This window comes from Micromonospora avicenniae (assembly GCF_900156065.1).
Lineage (GTDB): Bacteria > Actinomycetota > Actinomycetes > Mycobacteriales > Micromonosporaceae > Micromonospora > Micromonospora avicenniae.
Window position 1 is genome coordinate 15,478 of record NZ_FTNF01000028.1, and the last position, 19,783, is coordinate 35,260.

At 72.3% G+C, this 19,783-nt stretch carries 18 protein-coding genes; 3 read left to right on the forward strand and 15 right to left on the reverse strand.

Annotation, left to right across the window (positions count from 1 at the left end):
• Window positions 1-42 precede the first annotated feature (42 nt).
• Window positions 43-597, forward strand: coding sequence for a GNAT family N-acetyltransferase (locus BXA10_RS27115; protein WP_076473683.1), 555 nt, complete (start codon window positions 43-45; stop codon window positions 595-597).
• On the opposite strand, the gene BXA10_RS27120 is transcribed toward BXA10_RS27115, so the two are convergent.
• Window positions 496-1,779, reverse strand: a complete 1,284-nt coding sequence (locus BXA10_RS27120) for a glycosyltransferase 87 family protein (RefSeq protein ID WP_076473722.1) — start codon at window positions 1,777-1,779, stop codon at window positions 496-498. The genes BXA10_RS27115 and BXA10_RS27120 overlap by 102 nt on opposite strands.
• Window positions 1,780-1,814: 35 nt before the next feature.
• Here BXA10_RS27120 and BXA10_RS27125 point away from each other — a divergent pair, with 35 nt between their 5' ends.
• Window positions 1,815-2,420, forward strand: a complete 606-nt coding sequence (locus tag BXA10_RS27125; protein ID WP_076473684.1) for a GNAT family N-acetyltransferase — start codon at window positions 1,815-1,817, stop codon at window positions 2,418-2,420.
• A gap of 30 nt (window positions 2,421-2,450) precedes the next feature.
• Here the strand turns inward: BXA10_RS27125 and BXA10_RS27130 are convergent, their stop codons facing one another.
• From BXA10_RS27130 to BXA10_RS27145, 4 genes are all read right to left on the reverse strand, one after another.
• Window positions 2,451-3,341 carry a carbohydrate ABC transporter permease gene (locus BXA10_RS27130; RefSeq protein ID WP_084753380.1) on the reverse strand — a complete coding sequence of 297 codons (891 nt, stop codon included), beginning with the start codon at window positions 3,339-3,341 and terminating at the stop codon, window positions 2,451-2,453.
• Between the two features lie 2 nt (window positions 3,342-3,343).
• On the reverse strand, window positions 3,344-4,465 hold the full coding sequence (locus BXA10_RS27135; protein ID WP_076473685.1) for a carbohydrate ABC transporter permease: 1,122 nt from the start codon (window positions 4,463-4,465) through the stop codon (window positions 3,344-3,346).
• Window positions 4,466-4,534: 69 nt separating this feature from the next.
• Entirely contained in the window at window positions 4,535-5,782 is a 1,248-nt protein-coding gene (locus tag BXA10_RS27140) for a sugar ABC transporter substrate-binding protein (RefSeq protein WP_076473686.1), read from the reverse strand.
• Window positions 5,783-5,806: 24 nt separating this feature from the next.
• Complete coding sequence (locus BXA10_RS27145) at window positions 5,807-6,772, reverse strand: LacI family DNA-binding transcriptional regulator (protein WP_245828554.1); 966 nt, start codon at window positions 6,770-6,772, stop codon at window positions 5,807-5,809.
• A 174-nt stretch (window positions 6,773-6,946) separates the two neighbouring features.
• Between BXA10_RS27145 and BXA10_RS27150 the strand changes: the two genes are divergently transcribed.
• Window positions 6,947-9,070, forward strand: coding sequence for an amylo-alpha-1,6-glucosidase (locus BXA10_RS27150; protein WP_084753382.1), 2,124 nt, complete (start codon window positions 6,947-6,949; stop codon window positions 9,068-9,070).
• Between the two features lie 72 nt (window positions 9,071-9,142).
• Here the strand turns inward: BXA10_RS27150 and BXA10_RS27155 are convergent, their stop codons facing one another.
• The 10 genes from BXA10_RS27155 to BXA10_RS27200 form a co-directional block, all read right to left on the reverse strand.
• Window positions 9,143-9,628: a GNAT family N-acetyltransferase gene (locus BXA10_RS27155; RefSeq protein ID WP_076473688.1), complete on the reverse strand. Its 486-nt coding sequence runs from the start codon at window positions 9,626-9,628 to the stop codon at window positions 9,143-9,145.
• Between the two features lie 58 nt (window positions 9,629-9,686).
• Complete coding sequence (gene dapB, locus BXA10_RS27160; RefSeq protein ID WP_076473689.1) at window positions 9,687-10,460, reverse strand: 4-hydroxy-tetrahydrodipicolinate reductase; 774 nt, start codon at window positions 10,458-10,460, stop codon at window positions 9,687-9,689.
• An 80-nt stretch (window positions 10,461-10,540) separates the two neighbouring features.
• Window positions 10,541-11,932: a M16 family metallopeptidase gene (locus tag BXA10_RS27165; RefSeq protein ID WP_076473690.1), complete on the reverse strand. Its 1,392-nt coding sequence runs from the start codon at window positions 11,930-11,932 to the stop codon at window positions 10,541-10,543.
• A 95-nt stretch (window positions 11,933-12,027) separates the two neighbouring features.
• Window positions 12,028-14,385, reverse strand: a complete 2,358-nt coding sequence (locus BXA10_RS27170; RefSeq protein ID WP_076473724.1) for a polyribonucleotide nucleotidyltransferase — start codon at window positions 14,383-14,385, stop codon at window positions 12,028-12,030.
• A 227-nt stretch (window positions 14,386-14,612) separates the two neighbouring features.
• A complete protein-coding gene (rpsO, locus tag BXA10_RS27175; RefSeq protein WP_043962418.1) occupies window positions 14,613-14,882 on the reverse strand; it encodes a 30S ribosomal protein S15 in 270 nt (89 codons plus the stop codon).
• A 249-nt stretch (window positions 14,883-15,131) separates the two neighbouring features.
• Window positions 15,132-16,061, reverse strand: coding sequence for a bifunctional riboflavin kinase/FAD synthetase (locus BXA10_RS27180; RefSeq protein WP_076473691.1), 930 nt, complete (start codon window positions 16,059-16,061; stop codon window positions 15,132-15,134).
• Between the two features lie 82 nt (window positions 16,062-16,143).
• On the reverse strand, window positions 16,144-17,028 hold the full coding sequence (gene truB, locus BXA10_RS27185; protein ID WP_076473725.1) for a tRNA pseudouridine(55) synthase TruB: 885 nt from the start codon (window positions 17,026-17,028) through the stop codon (window positions 16,144-16,146).
• A gap of 142 nt (window positions 17,029-17,170) precedes the next feature.
• Window positions 17,171-18,490, reverse strand: a complete 1,320-nt coding sequence (locus tag BXA10_RS27190; RefSeq protein ID WP_076473692.1) for an MATE family efflux transporter — start codon at window positions 18,488-18,490, stop codon at window positions 17,171-17,173.
• A gap of 668 nt (window positions 18,491-19,158) precedes the next feature.
• Window positions 19,159-19,368: a DUF6186 family protein gene (locus BXA10_RS27195; protein ID WP_175649327.1), complete on the reverse strand. Its 210-nt coding sequence runs from the start codon at window positions 19,366-19,368 to the stop codon at window positions 19,159-19,161.
• Window positions 19,368-19,775 (reverse strand): hypothetical protein, encoded by a 408-nt coding sequence (locus tag BXA10_RS27200; RefSeq protein WP_076473694.1) that lies wholly within the window; start codon window positions 19,773-19,775, stop codon window positions 19,368-19,370. The genes BXA10_RS27195 and BXA10_RS27200 overlap by 1 nt, the downstream gene beginning before the upstream one ends.
• Window positions 19,776-19,783: the final 8 nt, after the last annotated feature.

The following is a 19,783-nucleotide window of genomic DNA, read 5'->3' on the forward strand; positions in this document are numbered from 1 at the left end:
CGGACGCTGGACGGCCCGCCCATAGAGGCATAGAACGGACCCGTGCTCACCATCCGTCCCGAGGAGCCCGACGACGCCGAGGCGATCGCCCGGGTGCACATCCGAGGCTGGCAGGCCGGTTACGCCGGCATCATGCCGGACGAGGTGCTGGGCCGGCTGAACGTGACCGCCTGGGCGCAGCGCCGACGGGACCTCGGCACCGCCGACCCGGAGCACCCGTTCACCACGCTGCTGGCCGAGGCCGGCGACGCGGGGATCGCCGGCTTCGCCTCCTTCGGGCCGTACCGGGTCGACCAGGATCGGGCCAACCTCGACCTGACCCGCGGCGAACTCCTCGCCCTGTACGTCGACCCGGCGCACTGGGGCGACGGTACGGCGCAAGCGCTGTTCGCCGCGGCCTGTGCGGGGCTGGCGTCCCTGGGTTTCACCGGGTACCGGGTCTGGGTGCTGGAGGAGAACCATCGGGCCCGGCGGTTCTACGCGCGGGCCGGACTGTCACCGGACGGAGAGTGGACCACCTACCCGGTTCCGCTCACCGGCGGGCGCCCGCCCGTCCGGCTCGTCGAGCTGCGGTACAGCGGACGCCTCGTCGCCTGATCCGGGCGGGGCCGGCCAGCGGCGGACCGGCAGGAAGGCCATCAGCGCGAGGCTGATCCACACGTACGTGTTGCTGCCGAGGAAACCGTCCAGCCCGGTGAAGTCCTGCTCCCAGGACCAGACGATCCGGCTGGTCAGGAGCCCGTACCCGACGAACGCGGCGGCCAGCAGCAGACTGCGCCGCAGCGTACGGGCGGAGGCGGCCATGGCGTTGTCGACCAGGAGGATCAGCGCCGGCAGCAGCCAGACCAGGTGGTGCACCCAGGTCACCGGGCTGACCAGGCACATCACCGCGCCGGTCAGCGCCAGCCCGGTCGCCTCGTCACCGGCGGCCGCGGCGCGGTGGGACCGCCACGCCCAGAGGGCCAACGTGCCGAGCACCAGCACCAGCACCAGCCAGGCGAGCGTGCTCGGATGCACCGGGTCGAGCCGGGCCACCACCCCCCGCAGCGACTGGTTGGAGACGAACGCCAGCTCGCCGACCCGGCCGGTGTTCCACAGCGCCTCGGTCCAGAACTCCCGCGAGGCGTCCGGAAAGAGCGCGGCGGCCACCAGGGTCGCCGCGGCCGCGGTGACCATCGAGGTGACGGCCGCCCGCCAGCGCCGGGTCACCAGCAGGTAGACGATGAAGATGCCCGGAGTCAGCTTGATCGCCGTGGCCAGCCCGATGCCCACGCCGGCCCAGCGGTTGCCGCGCGGGAGCAGCCGGAGCAGGTCGACCGCGACCAGGAAGAGCAGCAGCATGTTGACCTGGCCGAAATTGACCGTCTCACGCATCGGCTCGTACGCGGCGGCCAGGCAGAGCGCCACGGCGAGGACGAACCAGCGGGTCCAGCCCGCCCGCCGGGAGATCGGATCGATAAGCCACCAGAAGAGCACCACTGTCACGACGACCGTGGCGGCCACGCTGACGACGATGGCGGCCAGCCACGGCAGGTACGCCATGGGCAGCATGACCAGGGCGGCGAACGGCGGGTAGGTGAAGCCGTACTGGGTCAGCGGCCGCAGGTAGTCGTAGATCTCCCCGCCGTCGTGCACCCACCAGTTGAGCGCACCGTAGTAGACCTGGAGATCGAAGAAGCCGTGCCGCACGGCCGCGACGGAGAGGAAGGCGGTCACCGCGACGGCGAGCAGCAACACGCCCACCACCTGCGCGACCGTCCTACTGGCACCCTGCACGATCGCCGCCTCCCTCGCCCTGCGTAGGCTCACGTCCCATGGCTCTCGGGTACGTCCGCCCGGCGCGTCCGGAGGACGCCGGCGAGATCGCACGCATCCAGCTCGCGACCTGGCGGGTCGCCTATCGCCGGATCCTGCCCCGGCACGTCCTGGAGAACCTGGACGAGGCGTGGCTCGCCCGGCGGTGGACCGCCGCGGTGCAGGAACCGCCCTCGGACGCCCATCGGGTGCTGGTCGCCGTCGAACAGGCCGAGCAATCGTATCTTGTCGGGTTCGTCGCCTCCGGGCCCGCCGACGCCGAGGCGCTCGCGCCGAACGAGCCCGCCGAGTCGCTCGGAAGCGGCGTCGCGGCCGTCACCGATCTGCTGGTGGAACCACGGTGGGGCCGGCGCGGGCACGGCAGCCGGCTGCTCGCCGCCAGTGTCGAGCTGTGGCGCTCCGACGGCTTCGACCGCGCGGTGGCCTGGGCGTTCGACGGCGACGAGGCGACCCGCAAGTTCCTCACCAGCACCGGCTGGTCGGCCGACGGGGCGGCCCGCGCCCTCGACGTGGACGACATGCTGGTCCCCCAGCTTCGCCTGCACGTGGCGCTCGCCGCCGAGCCCGCCCCGACCCCGCCCGCCCCGGCCGCGCCGGTCGACTGAACGTCCAGCCGGCGGGCCGAGGCGATCGGTTCAGCCCTTGTCGGAGCCGTCGTTGGCGTCGCGCACGAAGTAGCGCTGGAACACCACGAAGATGATCGCCACGGGAATCGTGGCGAGCAGAGCGGCACCGAGCTTGAGCGGGTACTGGCTGCCCTTGCCGAGCGACCCGCTGACCAGGTCGGCCAGACCGCGCGGCAGGGTGAACAGGTCCGGGTCCTGCACCGCCACGAGGCTGTGCGGGAACTCGTTCCAGGAGCCTTGGAACGACAGGATGGTCAGGGTGATCAGCGCCGGCTTCGCCATCGGCAGCACCACCGACCAGAAGGTGCGGAAGACGCTCGCACCGTCGATGCGAGCCGCCTCCTCGACGCTCACCGGGACCGACTCGAAGAACTGTTTCATGATGAACACGCCGGCCGCGTCGGCGAGCAGCGGCACGACCAGCCCGGTGTAGCTGTTGTAGATGCCGAGCTGGTTGAGCACCAGGAACTTCGGGATGAGCAGCACCACCGGGGGTACCGCCATGACCGCGACTACCGTGGCGAAGAGCCAGGCGCGGCCGCGGAACCGCAGCCGGGCCAGCGCGTACCCGGCCAGCGAGTCGAAGAACACCCGGCCGGCCGTCACGAGCACGGTGACCAGCAGCGAGTTGCCCAGCCACAGCGGGAAGCTGGTGCCCGCGAAGATCCGCTCGAAGCCGGCCAGCGAGAGCGGGTCGGGGAACGGTGAGAGCGGGTTGGCGGACGCGTCGGGCTCGGTCTTGAACGAATTCCCGAGTTGGATCACGAACGGGTAGAGGAAGACCAGCCCGAAGAAGATCAGCGTGGCGTACCCCAGGACCCGGGAGACCAGGCTGCGGCCGGCGTGGCGCCGCCGCGTGGGTGTCGCCGCGGCCGGCGGGCGGTCGGTCAGCACGGCCATGTTCACGACCTTTCCGGTACGCGTCGGCGCCACCGGCCGCGCGGCCGGTCGACCGGGTCACGGTCGGCCATCACCCGGCGCTGGATCAGGGTCAACACGATGATGATCAGGAACAGCACGAACGAGATCGCCGCGCCGGAGCCGTAGTCGAACTCCCGGAACGCGGTCCGGTACGACAGGTAGGCCGGGGTGAGGGTGGTCTTGGCGGGGTCGCCCTGGCTCATCACGTACACCTGGTCGAAGACCTGCCAGGAGCCGATCAGGCCGAGCGTCACCACCAGGAACATGGTCGGCTTGATCATCGGCAGCGTGACGTACCGGAAGCGCTGCCAGCGGCCGGCGCCGTCGAGGGTGCTCGCCTCGTCCAGCGCCACCGGCACGTTCTGCAGCGCGGCCAGGAACATCAGCATGAACGTTCCGCTGGTGGTCCAGACCACCAGCGTGATGATCGAGACCATCGCGACGCTCGGGCCGGAGAGCCAGTCCCACCAGCTCAGCCCGAACGGCCCGCCGCCGGTCAGTGCGGCGGGCGGCTGGTCGACCCCGAGCGCGCCGAGGAGCAGATGCAGCACGCCCCGGGGGTCGGCGAACCACTGCGGGCCGGCGACGCCCAGCAGGCCGAGCAGCTTGTTGACCGCGCCGGAGTTGGCGAAGAGGAACAGGAAGACCACGCTGATCGCCACCGAACTGGTGACCGACGGGAAATAGAAGGCGCTGCGGAAGAAACCCTTCCCCTTGAGCCTCCGGTTGTTCACGATCAACGCCAGGCCGAGGGCGAGCGCGGTCTGCACCGGCACCACGATCCCGACGTAGTAGACGTTGTTGCGGAGACTCGTCATGAAGTCACGCCGGTCCAGCCCGTCCTCGGCGAAAAGCCGGGTGTAGTTCTCCACCCCGACGAACGGCACGTTCCGGGTGAACGGGCTGCCCTGGCCGTTCCAGTCGGTGAGGCTCACCCAGAGCGCCATCAGGATCGGCAGCAGCAGGAAGAGCCCGAGGATCACGATGACCGGGGCGACGAAGAGCCAACCGGCGAGATTCTCGTTGCTCCGGGTGCCGCGGCCGCGCCGCCGAGGCGCGTCGCCGCGTACGGTCACCCGCGCCGCCGGTGCCTCCGTTGCCATTGTCCCTCCTGATCAGACAGGAGGTGCGCGGCGCGGGCCCCGGCCGAGACCGGGACCCGCGTACACACCTCAGTCGCCGAGCGCCGCCTTGGCGTTCTTGTCGAAGTTCGCCAGGATCGTCTTCGGGTCACCGGTGGCCAGCCCCTGCAGGCCGGCTTCGAGATCACGCAGGACGCTGTCCATTTTCGGCGCGTTCACCGGGCCCTGCGCGTACTCGGCGCCGTCGACGAAGGGCTTGTCGGCCGGGAAGGCGCTGAGGTACTGGTCGCGGACGGACTGGCGGGACGGCATCACACCGAACGCCCGCGCGAAGGACATCTGCTGCTCGCCGCTGGTCATCGCCTCGACGAACTTGATCGCCTGCTCCTTGTACTTCGACTTCGCCGCGATCCCCCAGCACTGGGTGAAGGAGAGCGTGCCCTTCCCCTTCGCGCCGGCCGGCAACGGCACGACCTTGTACTTCACGTTCGGGAAGTCGTTCTGCAGGGCGCCCTTGATCCAGTTGCCCTCGATGGTCATCACGGCCTTGCCCCGGCCGAACGCCTCGCCGGACCAGCCGGCGTCCAGCTGCTTCGGGTACTGGGCCAGCCCCTTGGTGAGCAGGTCCTTCACGTACTGGAGGGCGGCCAGGTTCTCCGGCGTGTCCGCGGTGGGCTGCTTGCCGTCCTCGCTCATCAGCCAGCCGCCGTTCTGCACCAGGAACGCGCCGATGCGGTCCCGCGTGTCGCCCAGCGCCAGCGGCACCTGTCCCTTCGCCTTGATCTTCTGGGCGGTGGCGGTGAGCTGATCCCAGGTGGTCGGGATGTCGGCGTCGGTCAGACCGGCCTTGGCCCAGAGGTCGGTGTTGATCTCCAACGCCAGCGTGGAGAAGTCCTTCGGGGCGCAGTAGAGCTTGCCGTCGTGGGTGAACGTGGTACGCAGGCTCTCGTAGAAGTCACCGGTGTTGCTGATCTTGTCACCGTACGGTTCGAGGGCGCCGACGCTCGCGTAGTCGGCGAACTGGGCCGCGTCGACGTAGAAGACGTCCGGTGGGGTGCCGCCGGCGAGGCCCTGACCGAGCTGCTGGGTGAGGTCCTGCGCGGGCGTCACGGTGGCGGTGTTGCCCGACTCACCGGCCCACTTGGCCGCCGCGTCCTGCACGGCCTTGGTCTCGGCGTCACCGGACGAGCCGATCAGGATCTGCAGGTTGGCCGGGCCGCTGGACTGGGCGGTGCCCTCGGAGTTGTCGTCGAAGCCGCTGCCACAGGCGGCGGAGCCTAGTAGTGCGACGGCGGCGAGGCCGGCCACCGCCACCCGGGCGAGGGGTCGAGGTGCCATCTGGTTCTCCTGTTCGGGGATGGGTTAAGCGGTGTGCCGGAGCACCAGCGAGGGCTGGAGCAGCACGGGTTCGGGGGACTGCTGGTCGCCGTCGAGGACCGCGGTGAGCAGGTCCACGCAGCGGGCGGCGGCCTCGCCGAGGGGCTGGCTGACGCTGGTCAGCCCGACTGCGGCCGCTACCGGGGTGTCGTCGAAGCCGACCACCGCGACGGCGGGGTCCGTTGCCCGTACCGCCTGCAGAGCGCCCAGGGCGAGCGAGTCGCTGGCGCACACCACGGCGGTCGGGGGCTCGCCGGAGCTGAGCAGGTCACGCATCGACCACTCACCCTCGGCGATGCCGTCATCGACCGCGCGGTCCAGGCCCGCCGGGTCGATCCCGGCGGCGCGCAGGCTCTCCCGCCAGCCGCTGCGGCGGTCGTCGCCGACACCGGAGCCGGCGGGCCAACCGAGGAAGCCGACCCGGCGGTGGCCGCGCTCGAGCAGGTGCTCGGTCGCCCGGGCGGTGCCCGCCGCGCCGTCGACGTCGACCCACGGATGCGCCGTGGGGTCGTCCCAGGGACGGCCGAAGGCGACGAACGCCACCTCCCGTTGGGCCAACCAGGTCGTCCGGGCGTCGCCGTGGTCGGTGCCGGTCAGCACGAATCCGTCGAGGTCGTACGCGCTGAGCAGGTCGTCGTAGGCGGCGATCTCCCGCTGGGTGTCGCCGGCGGTGTAGAGCAGTACGCGGTAGCCGGCCAGCTCCGCGGTCTCGGTGAGTCCGTGCAGGAAGCGGTCGAGCACCGAGCCGTTGATGCCGTCCCGGGTCGGTTCGATCCGCATGGCGATGAGCCGCGAGCGACCGGTGCGCATCTGCCGGGCGGCCTGGCTGACGCGGTAGCCCAGGACGTCGATCGCCTCCTGGACCCGCTGCCGGGTCTCCTCCCGCACGATGTGCGGCGTGTTGAGCACGTTGGACACGGTCTGGCGGCTCACACGGGCGTGCCGAGCCACCGTCGCGATGGTCACCTTTTCGGCCACAAAATCCCTCTCGCCATCTTGAACGATCCAATTTGGATAAGGCAGGATTGGATCGTTCAAGTTTCTGGAATGTTTCGCACTTTGCACTGGCCGGAACGGCTTTGTCAAGACGTCGTTCCGGCCGGTGGCAGGATCTGGAGCCACATCGTGACCGAACGCCAACTGCAACCCCTGCTGCACGAGTTGGTGGGCGTCGTCCTCGCCCCCACCAGCGCGCTGGGGGACGCGGCCGGGCAGATCCGCCCGACCGGAGTCCAGGGCGTCTTCCACGCCGACGCCCGGGTGCTGTCCCGAGCCGAACTGCGGGTCGACGACCAGGAACCGGAGAGCCTGGCCCGGGCGGCGGTGGGCCCGCACGACGTACGCTTCGTCTCCCTGGCCCGGTGGCTCGGCGACCCCGGCGCGGACCCCACCGTCCGGGTCGAGCGGCTCCGCCAGGTCGCCTCCGGCGGGCTCAGCGAGGAGATCCGGATCGTCTCCACCGCCGCCGTGCCGGTACGCACCGTCGTGAGCGTCGACCTCGCCTGCGACCTGGCCCCCATCGAGGTGGTCAAGTCCGGCGGCGCCACCGAGGCGCTGGAGGTCAAGGCGGGCGAGCCCGGCACGTTGGTGTGGGCCGGGTCGGGCATCACGGTCACCGTGAGAGGCGAGGGCGCCACGGCCGAGACGACGGGTGAGCGGGCGGCCGCGCCCCGGCTCACCTGGCCGGTCGAGCTACCGCCCCGCGGCCGGGTGGTGCTGCGTTGGCAGCTGACCGTCGACGACCCGCGGGCGGTCGTGGTCTGCCCGCCGGGTGAGCCCGCCTGGTCCCGGCCGGGGCTGCGGGCCGACGACCGCCGGCTGGTCCGGCTCCTCGACCGCAGCCTCGACGACCTGCGAGGCCTGCGGCTGGTTGAGGCGGGCGCACCGGAGGACGTCTTCCTCGGCGCCGGAGTCCCCTGGTTCCTCACCCTCTTCGGGCGGGACAGCCTCTGGGCCGCCCGGATGATGCTGCCACTCGGCACCGACCTGGCCGGCGGCACGCTGCGGGTGCTCGCCCGGCGGCAGGGCACCCGGGTCGACCCGGCCACCGGCGAGGCACCCGGCAAGATCCTGCACGAGCTGCGCCGGCACGAGTTCGCCCCGGGCGACGGGCTGCGCCTCCCGCCCGCGTACTACGGCACCGTCGACGCCACCATGCTCTGGGTCAACCTGCTCCACGATGCCTGGTGCTGGGGGCTGCCCGCCGCGCAGATCGAGCCGCTGCTGCCGCACCTGGAGGCGGCGCTGCACTGGATCGGGGAGCACGCCGACGCCGACGGCGACGGCCTGGTCGAGTACATCGACACCACCGGGCGCGGCCTCGCCAACCAGGGCTGGAAGGACTCCGGCGACGCGGTCCGGTTCCGCGACGGCGCCCTGGCCGCGCCGCCGATCGTGCTCGCCGAGGTCCAGGGGTACGCGCACGAGGCGGCGATCAACGGAGCCCGGCTGCTGGACGCGTTCGGCCGCCCCGGCGGGGACCGCTGGCGCGAGCACGCGGCCGGGTTGGCGCGCAGGTTCCGGGCGGCCTTCTGGGTCGACGGGCCGTACGGGCCTGCGCCGGCTCTCGCGCTGGATCGTGACAAGCGACCCGTCGACTCGCTGACCAGCAACATCGGCCACCTGCTCGGCACCGGCCTGCTCGACTCCGAGGAGGAGGCGCAGGTGGCCCGGCTGCTCGGCACCGACGCGCTGGCCGGGGCGTTCGGGCTGCGCACGATGTCCACCGACGACGCCGGGTTCAGCCCGCTGTCATACCACTGCGGTTCGGTCTGGGCGCACGACACGGCGATCGTGCTCGGCAACCTCGCCCGGGCCGGCTTCCGGGACACCGCCCTCACCCTCGCCGACGGCCTGCTCGGGGCGGCCGAGGCGTTCGACTACCGCCTGCCCGAGCTGTACGGCGGCGACGACCGCTCGCTGCTCGGCCGGCCTGTGCCTTACCCGGCGGCGTGCCGGCCGCAGGCGTGGGCCGCGGCCGGGGCGGTGCTGCTGCTCCAGGCCGCCACCGGGCTCTACCCCGACGTGCCCGGCGGCGCGGTCCGGCTCGCCCCGCTCGCCGGCGCACAGCTCGGCGCGGTCGCGGCGCAGCGCCTGACGGTCGCCGGCGCTTCGGTCGACGTGGCGGTGGACCGGGCCGGGCAGCCGACGATCAGCGGCCTCCCGGCCGGCCTGACCGTCACGGTCGACGTGGCGCCGACCGTCCCGGCCCAGCGCTCCGCCCCTGCCGACCGCCCCCTCCAGGCGTAGTCCTCCGGCCCACCCTCCCTTGGTTGATCATGAAGTTGTTGCCGCCCGCCGCGGCGTGTCGCGGCAACAACTTCATGGTCGACGGGGTGAGGCGGTGAGCTCGGCGATCAGCTCGTCGTCCTCCACAGCGCCCGTGGGGTGGAAGCCGAGGGACTTGTAGAGGGCGGCGGCAGCCTTGTTCTCCGGGTGGTACGACAACCGCACCGGCGGCTTCCCGTCCCGGGCGGCCAGCCACCCGGCTAGCGTCGCCACGGTGGCCCGCCCGATCCCCCGCCCCTGCTCGGTGGCATCAATGATCATGCCGCCGATCCAGTGCGAGCCGTCGTCGTCGACGCCCCACATGACGTGCCCGACGACCGTCTCGTCCGCGTACACGGCGAGGGACCTCCACACGTCGCCCCGCATCGTCAGCAGCAGATACCGCGCGGCCAGCGCGGGCACCCAGTTCCGCTGGTCGTCGCGGGGCGCCACATCGGCCACCATCCGCCAGTTGTCGTCGTCCACCGGCCGCAGGGTGATGACGCGTCCGTCCCGATCCCGGTGCCCAGCATCGATCATCGGGGGAGCCTAGAGGCGGCCACGGTACGACGGCGAACGGTTTCCGCCGATGGACCGCTCAGTCGAGCAGCGGGTCCAGGCCCACGGTGAGACCGGGGCGGTTAGGCACCGCGCGCACGGCGAGCAGCACGCCCGGCATGAACGAAGCCCGGTCGTACGAGTCGTGCCGGATGGTCAGGGTCTCACCGGTGGTGCCGAACAGCACCTCCTGATGCGCGACGAGCCCGGTGGCGCGTACGGCGTGCACCCGTACGCCGTCGATCTCCGCACCCCGCGCACCCGGCACCTCGTCCTTCGTGGCGTCCGGCACCGGGCCGAGACCCGCCTCCGCGCGAGCCCGCGCGATCTGCCGGGCCGTGTGCGTCGCGGTGCCGCTCGGCGCGTCGAGTTTGCGGGGATGGTGCTGCTCGATGATCTCGACCGACTCGAAGTGCCGGGCGGCCCGCGCGGCGAACTGCATCATCAGCACCGCGCCGATGCCGAAGTTGGGGGCGATCACGACGCCGACGCCGGGCCGGTCGGCCAACCAGCCGCGTACCCGCTCCAGCCGCTCCTCGGTGAAGCCGGTGGTGCCGACCACGGCGTTGATGCCCTGGTCGATGCACCACTGCAGGTTGTCCATGACGACGTCCGGGGTGGTGAAGTCCACGACCACCTGGGCGGCGGCGTCGGCGGCGGCCTGGAGGCCGTCGCCCTGGTCGATCGTCACCACCAGCTCCAGGTCGGCGGCGGCGTCGACCGCCTTGCACACCTCGACACCCATCCGGCCGTGCGCACCCAGGACGCCGACCCGCAGCGGCTCGGCCGGGTTTGTCTCCTGCTCTTCACTCACGGGGCACAACCTATCCCAATCGGGACGCGAGCGACCCCGGCGGGCGGTAGAAGCGGTCACCCCCGCACCGGTGCGTCGGGTCAGTTGGTCGCGAAGTCGCCGGCACCGAACGGGCCGACCACCGCCAGCGACATCGGCCGGGCGAGCAGGTCGGCGGCGAGCGCGTTGACGTCCTCGATGGTCACCGCGTCCACCCGGGCCAGCAGCTCGTTCACCGGCATCAGGTCGCCGTAGAGCAACTCCCCCTTGGCGAGCCGGCTCATCCGCGAGCCGGTGTCCTCCAGGCCGAGCACGAACGAGCCCTTCGACATGCCCTTGCCCCTGGCGATCTCCGCCTCGGTCAGCCCGTCGGCGGCCACCCGGGCCAGCTCGGCGCGGGTCAGCTCCAGGACCTCGTCCACCTTGCCCGGGGCGCTGCCGGCGTAGACGGCGAACAGGCCACTGTCGGCGTACTGGCTCGCGTAGGAGTAGACCGAGTAGGCCAGGCCACGCTGTTCGCGGATCTCCTGGAACAGGCGGCTCGACATGCCGCCGCCGAGGACGTTGTTGAGCACGCCGAGGGCGAACCGTCGATCGTCGATCCGGTCGATGCCCGGGCAGCCGAGGATGACGTGCGCCTGCTCGGTGTCCTTCGTCTCCACGAGCGTGGCGGCGGGACGGGTGCGTACGGCCGGGGCCGCCGCACGGTGCGGCGCCGGCGCGGCCGGCTCGGTGTCCAGCGGCGTACCGTTCAGCGCCTGCCGGACCAGGTCGACCACCGCCGTGTGGTCCAGGTTGCCCGCGGCTGCGATGACGATCTGCGGGGCGATGTAGTGCCGGCGGTAGAAGCCCTGGATCTGCGGGCGCGTCATCGGGGTGACCGTCTCCTCCGTGCCGGAGATCAGCCGGCCCAGCGGGTGGTCGCCGTAGACGGCGCGGGCGAAGAGGTCGTGCACCTCGTCACCGGGCTCGTCGTCGTGCATGGCGATCTCCTCGAGGATCACGCCGCGCTCGGTCTCCACGTCGGCCGCGTCCAGCACGGAGTCGGCCACGAGGTCGCACATCACGTCGATCGCCAGCGGCAGGTCCTCGTCGAGTACCCGGGCGTAGTAGCAGGTGTACTCCTTGGTGGTGAAGGCGTTCGTCTCGCCGCCCACCGCCTCGATCGCCGAGGAGATCTCCAGCGCGCTGCGCTTACGGGTGCCCTTGAAGAGCAGGTGCTCCAGGAAGTGCGCGGCACCGGAGTCCGGGCCGGTCTCGTCCCGCGAGCCGACCGACACCCAGATCCCGAACGACACGCTGCGCATCGCCGGAATCGCCTCGGTGAGCACGCGCAACCCGTTGGGGAGCACGGTGCGTCGCACCGTGCCGCCGAGCGGGTCCTCGCTGATGGTCCGGGTCACCGCCCGGCCGGCGACGCCGGAACGCGCTGTCCCGGCCGCCGCCACCTCCCGTCGACGCGCTGGGAACGGCGCACGCTGGGCCCGACTCACGGAAACCTGCTCTCACTTTGACGAGGGGTGGGTGGAACGAGAAAAGACCGGCCGGACGGTGCGCCCGGAGGGGGCACCGTCCGGCCGGTCGGTGATCAGCTGTGCCGGGTCCGACGACGCGGGCGCGACTCGCCGCCGCCCTCGCCGCCTTCGCCACGCTCCGAGCCACGGCCACCGCGCTCGCGGTCGCCACGCTCGCGCGGAGCCCGCTCGCCGCGCTCACGGCCAGCCGGACGCTCGCCCTCGGCGGCCTCCGGGGCGGCCGGCGCCTCGGCGCCCTCGGGGCGCACCTTGTCCAGGTAGATCTTGCCGCGCTGGTCGATGTCGGCGATCTCCACCTCGACGCGGTCACCCACGTTGAGGAAGTCCTCCACCTTCTCGACCCGCTTGCCGTCGCCCACCTTGGAGATGTGCAGCAGGCCGTCCCGGCCGGGCAGCAGCGAGATGAACGCGCCGAACGCGGCGGTCTTCACCACCGTGCCGAGGAACCGGTCGCCGACCTTCGGCAGGGTCGGGTTGGCGATCGCGTTGATCCGCTCGACCGCCGCCTGGGCGGACGGGCCGTTGGTCGCACCGACGTAGATCGTGCCGTCGTCCTCGATCGAGATCTCGGCGCCGGTCTCGTCCTGGATCGCGTTGATGGTCTGGCCCTTCGGCCCGATCACCATGCCGATCTTGTCGACCGGGATCTTGACGGTGGTGACCCGCGGCGCGTAGTCGCTCATCGTGGCCGGGCCCTCGATCGCCGCCTGCATCACGTCGAGGATCGTCTGCCGGGCCTCGTGGGCCTGCTGGAGCGCGCCGGCCAGCACGTCCGACGGGATGCCGTCGAGCTTGGTGTCGAGCTGGAGCGCGGTCACGAACTCCCGCGTGCCGGCGACCTTGAAGTCCATGTCGCCGAAGGCGTCCTCGGCACCGAGGATGTCGGTCAGCGTCACGTACTGGGTCTTGCCGTCGACCTCGTCGGAGATGAGGCCCATGGCGATACCGGCCACCGGCGCCTTGAGCGGCACACCCGCGGAGAGCAGGCCCAGCGTCGAGGCGCAGACCGAACCCATCGAGGTGGAGCCGTTGGAGCCGAGCGCCTCGGAGACCTGCCGGATGGCGTACGGGAACTCCTCGCGCGAGGGCAGCACGGGGATCAGCGCCCGCTCGGCGAGCGCGCCGTGGCCGATCTCGCGCCGCTTCGGCGAGCCGACCCGGCCGGTCTCACCGGTCGAGTACGGCGGGAAGTTGTAGTTGTGCATGTAGCGCTTGGACTTCTCCGGGGAGAGCGTGTCCAGCGCCTGCTCCATGCGGAGCATGTTGAGCGTCGTGACACCCAGGATCTGGGTCTCGCCACGCTCGAAGAGCGCCGAGCCGTGCACCCGCGGCAGCACGCCGACCTCGGCGGTCAGCGGACGGATCTCGCGCGGGCCGCGGCCGTCGATGCGGACCTGCTCGCGCAGCACCCGGCTGCGGACCTCGGACTTGGTCAGCGACCGGAACGCGGCCGACAGCTCCTTCTCGCGGCCCTCGAAGCGGGGACCGAGCTCCTCGGCGACCCGGGACTTGATCCGGTCCAGGGCCTCCTCGCGGTCGGCCTTGCCGGCGATCTTCAGGGCCTCGGCCACGTCGGCGCGGGCCAGCTCGGCCACCGCGTCGTACGCGTCGTCGTTGTAGTCGAGGAAGACCGGGAACTCGGCGACCGGCTTGGCAGCCACCTCGGCGAGCTCGCTCTGCGCCCGGCACAGCTCCCGGATGGCCGGCTTGGCGGCCTCCAGACCGCTGGCCACGACCTCCTCGGTCGGAGCGGGCGCGCCGCCGGCGACCAGCGCCACGGTGTGCTCGGTGGCCTCGGCCTCGACCATCATGATCGCGACATCGCCGTCCGGCAGGGCGCGGCCGGCCACGACCATGTCGAAGGTGGCCCGGGCCAGTTCCTCGTGGGTGGGGAAGGCGACCCACTGACCGTCGATGTGGGCCATCCGGGTCGCCCCGATCGGGCCGGAGAACGGCAGACCGGAGAGCTTGGTCGACATCGAGGCGGCGTTGATGGCCACGACGTCGTACGGGTGCTGCGGGTCGAGCGCGAGGACGGTCTCGACGACCTGGACCTCGTTACGCAGGCCCTTGACGAACGACGGGCGCAGCGGCCGGTCGATCAGCCGGCAGGTGAGGATGGCGTCCTCGCTCGGGCGACCCTCGCGACGGAAGAACGAGCCGGGGATCCGGCCCGCGGCGTACATCCGCTCCTCCACGTCCACGGTCAGCGGGAAGAAGTCGAACGACTCCCGCGGCTGCTTGCTGGCGGTGGTGGCGGAGAGGACGACGGTCTCGCCCAACTGGGCGATGACCGAGCCGGCGGCCTGACGGGCGAGGCGGCCGGTCGAGAAGGTGATCTCACGGGTGCCGAAGGACCCGTTGTCGATCACGGCGGTGCGGGATTCGGTGCCGAGGTTGGTCTCGGTCATGGTGCGGTAGTGCTCCTTCGCATCGGAGGGCTCGCGACGCGGGAAGCTGATCAGACGGCCGGTCTTCGATCGAAGCGCCCGGGCCACGGCTGAATGCCGGGTACCCCGGGGGCCACTACCGGAGACCGGTGCGCTGACCGGCTCCCTACTCGGTTGGTCGCGCTGCCCTGTTTTCTTCCTGCGGTACCGGAGCGGGGGAGTGGCCGGCCGGCCACTCCCCCGTCACGTCACCGACGCAGACCGAGCCGCTCGATGAGCGACCGGTAGCGGTTGATGTCCTTCTTCTGGACGTAGTTGAGCAGCCGGCGGCGACGGCCGACCAGCAGCAGCAGCCCGCGGCGGCTGTGGTGGTCGTGCTTGTGCACCTTCAGGTGCTCGGTGAGCTCGGCGATCCGCTTGGTGAGGACCGCGACCTGCACCTCGGGCGAACCGGTGTCGCCCTCGGCGGTCGCGTACTCCGCACGGATCTTGGCCTTGGCTTCCTGGTCGAGCGCCATGTTCTCCCTGTTTCGGTGGGTTGATCACTGATGTCCGTCGCCCCGGTCGATGGACCAGAGCCGGACCGGCACCTCGCACCCGCGGCGTCGAGCAGGCACGCGAGGCCCCCGTCGGTCGTCCGACGTCCCCGCCAGACTACCAGCCGTGGCCGCGTCCGCCCGGCAAGGGCGGTGGGGTGCCACGCGGGCGGCCGCGCCGGCACCGAAGGCGACCCGCCGACCGGGGGTGGGCCGACCGGACCGAGGAAGTCAGCCGAGAGCCTTGCGGGTCCGCTCCACGTCCTGGTGCATCTGCGCGATCAGCGGCTCGATCGAGTCGTAGCGGACCTGGCCGCGCAGGTGCGCCACGAAGTCCAGCGCCAGCCGCTCGCCGTAGAGGTCGCCGGAGAAGTCCAGGGCGTACGCCTCCACCCGCCGCTCCCGTCCGGAGAAGGTGGGGTTGGTGCCGACCGACACCGCCGACATCAACGGCTCCCGCTGGCCCCGGCGGATCAGCCGGGCCGCGTACACGCCGTCGGCGGGGATCGCCGCGAACCGGTGGCAGAGCAGGTTGGCGGTGGGGAAGCCCAGCTCGCGCCCGCGCTGGTCGCCGCGGACCACCACGCCCTCCACCCGGTGCGGCCGGCCCAGCGCGGCCGCCGCCGCGCCGACGTCACCGGCGTCGACGCAGGAGCGGATGTACGTCGAGGAGAAGACCGTGCCGTCCGTGGACACCAGCGGCGCGCCCTCCACCGCGAAGCCGAAGGTCCGACCCAGCCGCTCCAGCAGCGCCACGTCACCGGCGGCCCGGTGCCCGAAGCGGAAGTTGTCGCCGACCACGACCCGCGCCGCGTGCAGGTGCTCGACCAGCACGTCGTGCACGAACGCCTCCGCGGAGAGCCGGGAGAACTCGGGCGTGAACGGCACCACGCAGAGCACGTCGACGCCGAGCGCCTCGATCAGCTCGGCCTTACGGGCCGGCTCGGTCAGCACCGCCGGGTGTGAGCCGGGCCGGACCACCTCGGCCGGGTGCGGGTCGAAGGTGACCACCACCGACTGCAGGCCCAGCTCCCGCGCCCGGGTGACGGTGTGACCGATGGTCGCCTGGTGCCCCCTGTGCACGCCGTCGAAGACGCCGATGGTGACGACCGACCGTCCCCATCCACCGGGCGCCGCGTCGTACCCCCGCCACCGCTGCATGCCGCTCCTCCCCCTGGTTTCGTCACCGGTTCCCCGGCGCCCGCTGCCTCCACCAATGCCGGCGTCCGGCCGGCTGCCCCCGTCAGGCCGGGGCGAGCACGATCTCGGCCCGGGCCCGGCCCTCCCGCTCGCTGACGATAGCGATCAGGCCACCGGCCGGATCGAAGACGGCGTACGGACCGGCGATGCCGGCCGGGTCCAGCGGCCCGCCGTGCGAGAGCACCGCGGCCTCGGCGGCGGTGGCGTCCCGGCGTGGGAAGAACCGGTCGGCCGCCGCGGCGAGCGGCAAATTGACCACGTCGGGGGCCCGCTGCTCCAGCTCGTCGAGGGTGGCGGCCTCCGCGAGGGAGAAGCTTCCCACAGCGGTACGTCGTAGCGCCGTCAGGTGCCCGCCCACCCCGAGCGCGAGGCCCGCGTCCCGGGCGATGGCCCTGATGTACGTCCCGGACGAGCAGGTGACGTCCACGTCCACGTCCACCACGTCGGGCTGGTCCCGCCGGACGGCGAGCAGTTCCAGCCGGGAGACGGTGACCCGCCGGGCCGGTAGCTCGACGCTCTCCCCCTCGCGCACCCGCTTGTACGCCCGCTGCCCGTTGATCTTGATGGCGCTGACCGCACTGGGCACCTGGTCGATCTCGCCGGTCAGCGCGGCGAGCGCGTCCCGGACGGCCTCGTCGCTGACCTGGCCGGCGGGTACGGTCCGGACGACGTCGCCCTCGGCGTCGTCGGTGACCGTCGCCTGGCCGAGCCGGATGGTGGCGGTGTAGCTCTTGCCCGCGCCGATGACGTAGGTGAGCAGCCGGGTGGCCCGCCCCACTCCGATGACCAGCACACCGGTCGCCATCGGGTCGAGCGTGCCGCCGTGCCCCACCCGCCGGGTCCGGGCCAGGCGGCGGATCCGCGCCACCACGTCGTGCGACGTCATGCCACCGGGCTTGTCCACCACGATCAGACCGTCTGCGCTCACGGCCGCCAAGCCTGCCAGAAGCAACCGGCGGGCCACGCGTCGACACCGCGGTCGGCGGCGGACGTCACGGTCGAGCGGAGCCCGGCGCTGCGCGGGGCCCGGCGGTCACTGTGGCGGTGGCGGGGCCGGGCACGGTGGAGCGTCAGCGGACCGCGCCGACGACCGCCCACCCGCCGGAGCGCATTCGGAGCAGCAACGCGACCAGGCGAAGCACCACGAAGAGGGTGAGCCCGGCCCAGATCCCACCCAGCCCGAGATCGAGTCCGTGGGCGAGCCAGATCGCGGGGAGGAACCCGCCCAACGCCGCCACCACGGTCAGGTTGCGCAGGTAACGCACGTCGCCCGCGCCGATCAGCACGCCGTCCAGGGCGAAGACCACCCCGGCCAGCGGTTGCATGGCGACGAACCACGGCCACGCCACCATGGCCTGGTCGCGCACCGCCGGGTCGGCGCTGAACAGGGACGGCACGATACCCGCGCCGGCGCCGATCAGCACCGCGAAGGCGACGCCGCAGACGCCGCCGAGCAGGCCGATCCGGCGGGCCAGCGCCCGGGCGCCGGCCTCGTCGCCGGCGCCGAGCGCCGCGCCGACCAGCGACTGCGCGGCGATCGCCAGCGCGTCGAGGAGCAGCGCGGTGAAGAACCACAGTTGCAGAGCGATCTGGTGCGCGCCCACCGCCGCCGCGCCGAAGCGGGACGCCACGGCCGTCGCGGAGAGGAAGCTGGCCTGGAAGGCCACGCCCCGGATCAGCAGGTCCCGGCTGAGCACCAACTGCTGGCGGATCAAGCGGGGGCGGGGCCGCAGCGACACCCGCTCGCGGGCCAGCGCCGCGGTGAAGAGCCCACCGGCGAGGGTCTGGGCGAGGACGTTGGCGACCGCCGAGCCGGCCAGGCCGAGCCCCGCCGGGTAGACCAGCAGCGGGCAGAGCAGCGCGGAGAGCAGGTTGGGGCCGAGCACGAAGAGCAGCGGGCGACGGGTGTCCTGGACGCCGCGCAGCCAGCCGTTCCCGGCGGCGGCGAGCAGCAGCCCCGGGGCACCCAGCGCCGCGATCCGCAGCCACACCGCGGCGGCGTCGGCCACCTCGCCGGAGCTTCCGACGAGGGTACGCGCCAGCGCCCCGCCGCCGAACTGCATGGCCACCGCGACGAGCACTCCGACGCCGAACGCGAGCCAGGATGCCTGCACTCCCTCGGCCACCGCCGCGGTCCGGTCCCCGGCGCCGAACCGGCGGGCCGACCGCCCCGTCGTCCCGTACGCCATGACGGTGCCGAGCCACGCGGTGAGCGACATGACCGTGCCCCCGACGGCGAGGGCGGCGAGCGGTTCCCGGCCGAGGTGACCGACCACCGCGGTGTCGACCAGGACATAGAGCGGCTCGGCGGCGAGTACGACGAGCGCCGGTAGGGCGAGCCCGGCGATCCGGCGAGCCGCGGCGGGTGGGGCGGGGGCGGTCTGTGTCATCGCCGCCGATCCTGGCACGCGCGACGTAAGGATCGCAAGACAGGTGAGAACTTACCGCACGGGGCGACTGCGGGGCGCGGCGCGGCCGGGTCCGGATGATCGACTCGACTTCCATGAAGTCGGGGTCATCTCGCGCCCTCGACACCCCGACTTTCAATGACCTCGAGTGGATCACTGAACCGGCGGGGTGCCTTCCAGCCGGGCGGTCGGGCCAGCCGGCGGTCGGGCAATGGGCGCGCCCGGGGTGCGGTGACGCTGCCGGCGCGGGGCGTCGGCAGCGTCACCGCCGGTCGATACGGGTCACTGACGGGTGTCCATCGACGTCTGCAGTGCGCGGCGGGCCTGCTCGCGGGCCTCGTCGACGGGCTTGGGCTCGGGCTTGGGCTTGCTCTGCATCGTGGTGCTCCCTCCCAGGGCGTGAGCCACCGGCGAGCGGCGGCCGGCACGGGCGATCCTGCGAAGCACCGCTACGGCGGTCCGGGGTCACCGGAGCGGCCGGTCGGGCGGCGCGGGCCCGGGTCTGTCGACCCTGGAAGGAGGCGGGGCCGGGTGCGGCACCACCCCCACGGCCTGCGCCGACGGGCACGACGCGGGCCGTTTCCCAAATTAGCGTTCAGTCAGCCGGGTCGGGTGTGCTTCCCGACATTCGGACGGTCGGCACCGTGCCGTCAACGGGCCAGGAAGTGCCAGCCCAACCACCACCAGAAGCCGAAGAGTCCGATCCGGCCCACCGGCACCGGACCCACCTCGTAGCGCATCACGTACGCGCACATCTCGCCGAGGGTCGGGATCCGGGAACCCTCCCGGCGGGCCAGCCACTCCAGGACGGCGAAGAGGGCCAGCGAGGTGAGGAAACCACCGATGGCCAACGCCCGCATCATCGCCGCACCAGTTCCCAGAACGCGCCCAGCCAGGCGAACCAGGCCACCGAACGGATCAACTGGCCCTCGATCAGCGGATCGGCCAGCCGGGAGAAGGTGGGGAAGTCGTCGCCCGCCGAGACCACGAAGGTGACGCCCTCGAAGACCCCGAACACCACGATCGGCAACACCCACCAGGCGGCGCCGGAGCCGAGCCGGGTCGGGGCGGGCCGGCGTGGCACCCGATTGCTCAGACCGAGCCAGATCAGTAGGCCGCCGGTGCCGAGGACGTAGAGATTGGCCTCGGTGGAGAAGGAGGCGAACCGGCCGCCCACCAGTGAGAGGCAGGCCAGCACCGGTATGGAGAAGGTGGGACGGTCCCAGGCGCGCGGCGCCTCGACGGTGAGCTCGCGGGGCTGCTCCATCCCGTGAT

Bases quoted from the DNA above. Each gene is read 5' to 3' on its own strand.
- BXA10_RS27125 (WP_076473684.1), top strand. From the start codon at position 1,815: ATGGCTCTCGGGTACGTCCGCCCGGCGCGTCCGGAGGACGCCGGCGAG.
- BXA10_RS27130 (WP_084753380.1), bottom strand. From the start codon at position 3,341: ATGGCCGTGCTGACCGACCGCCCGCCGGCCGCGGCGACACCCACGCGG.
- BXA10_RS27135 (WP_076473685.1), bottom strand. From the start codon at position 4,465: ATGGCAACGGAGGCACCGGCGGCGCGGGTGACCGTACGCGGCGACGCG.
- BXA10_RS27140 (WP_076473686.1), bottom strand. From the start codon at position 5,782: ATGGCACCTCGACCCCTCGCCCGGGTGGCGGTGGCCGGCCTCGCCGCC.
- BXA10_RS27155 (WP_076473688.1), bottom strand. From the start codon at position 9,628: ATGATCGATGCTGGGCACCGGGATCGGGACGGACGCGTCATCACCCTG.
- BXA10_RS27170 (WP_076473724.1), bottom strand. From the start codon at position 14,385: ATGACCGAGACCAACCTCGGCACCGAATCCCGCACCGCCGTGATCGAC.
- rpsO (WP_043962418.1), bottom strand. From the start codon at position 14,882: ATGGCGCTCGACCAGGAAGCCAAGGCCAAGATCCGTGCGGAGTACGCG.
- BXA10_RS27180 (WP_076473691.1), bottom strand. From the start codon at position 16,061: ATGCAGCGGTGGCGGGGGTACGACGCGGCGCCCGGTGGATGGGGACGG.
- BXA10_RS27190 (WP_076473692.1), bottom strand. From the start codon at position 18,490: ATGACACAGACCGCCCCCGCCCCACCCGCCGCGGCTCGCCGGATCGCC.
- BXA10_RS27195 (WP_175649327.1), bottom strand. From the start codon at position 19,368: ATGCGGGCGTTGGCCATCGGTGGTTTCCTCACCTCGCTGGCCCTCTTC.
- BXA10_RS27200 (WP_076473694.1), bottom strand. From the start codon at position 19,775: ATGGAGCAGCCCCGCGAGCTCACCGTCGAGGCGCCGCGCGCCTGGGAC.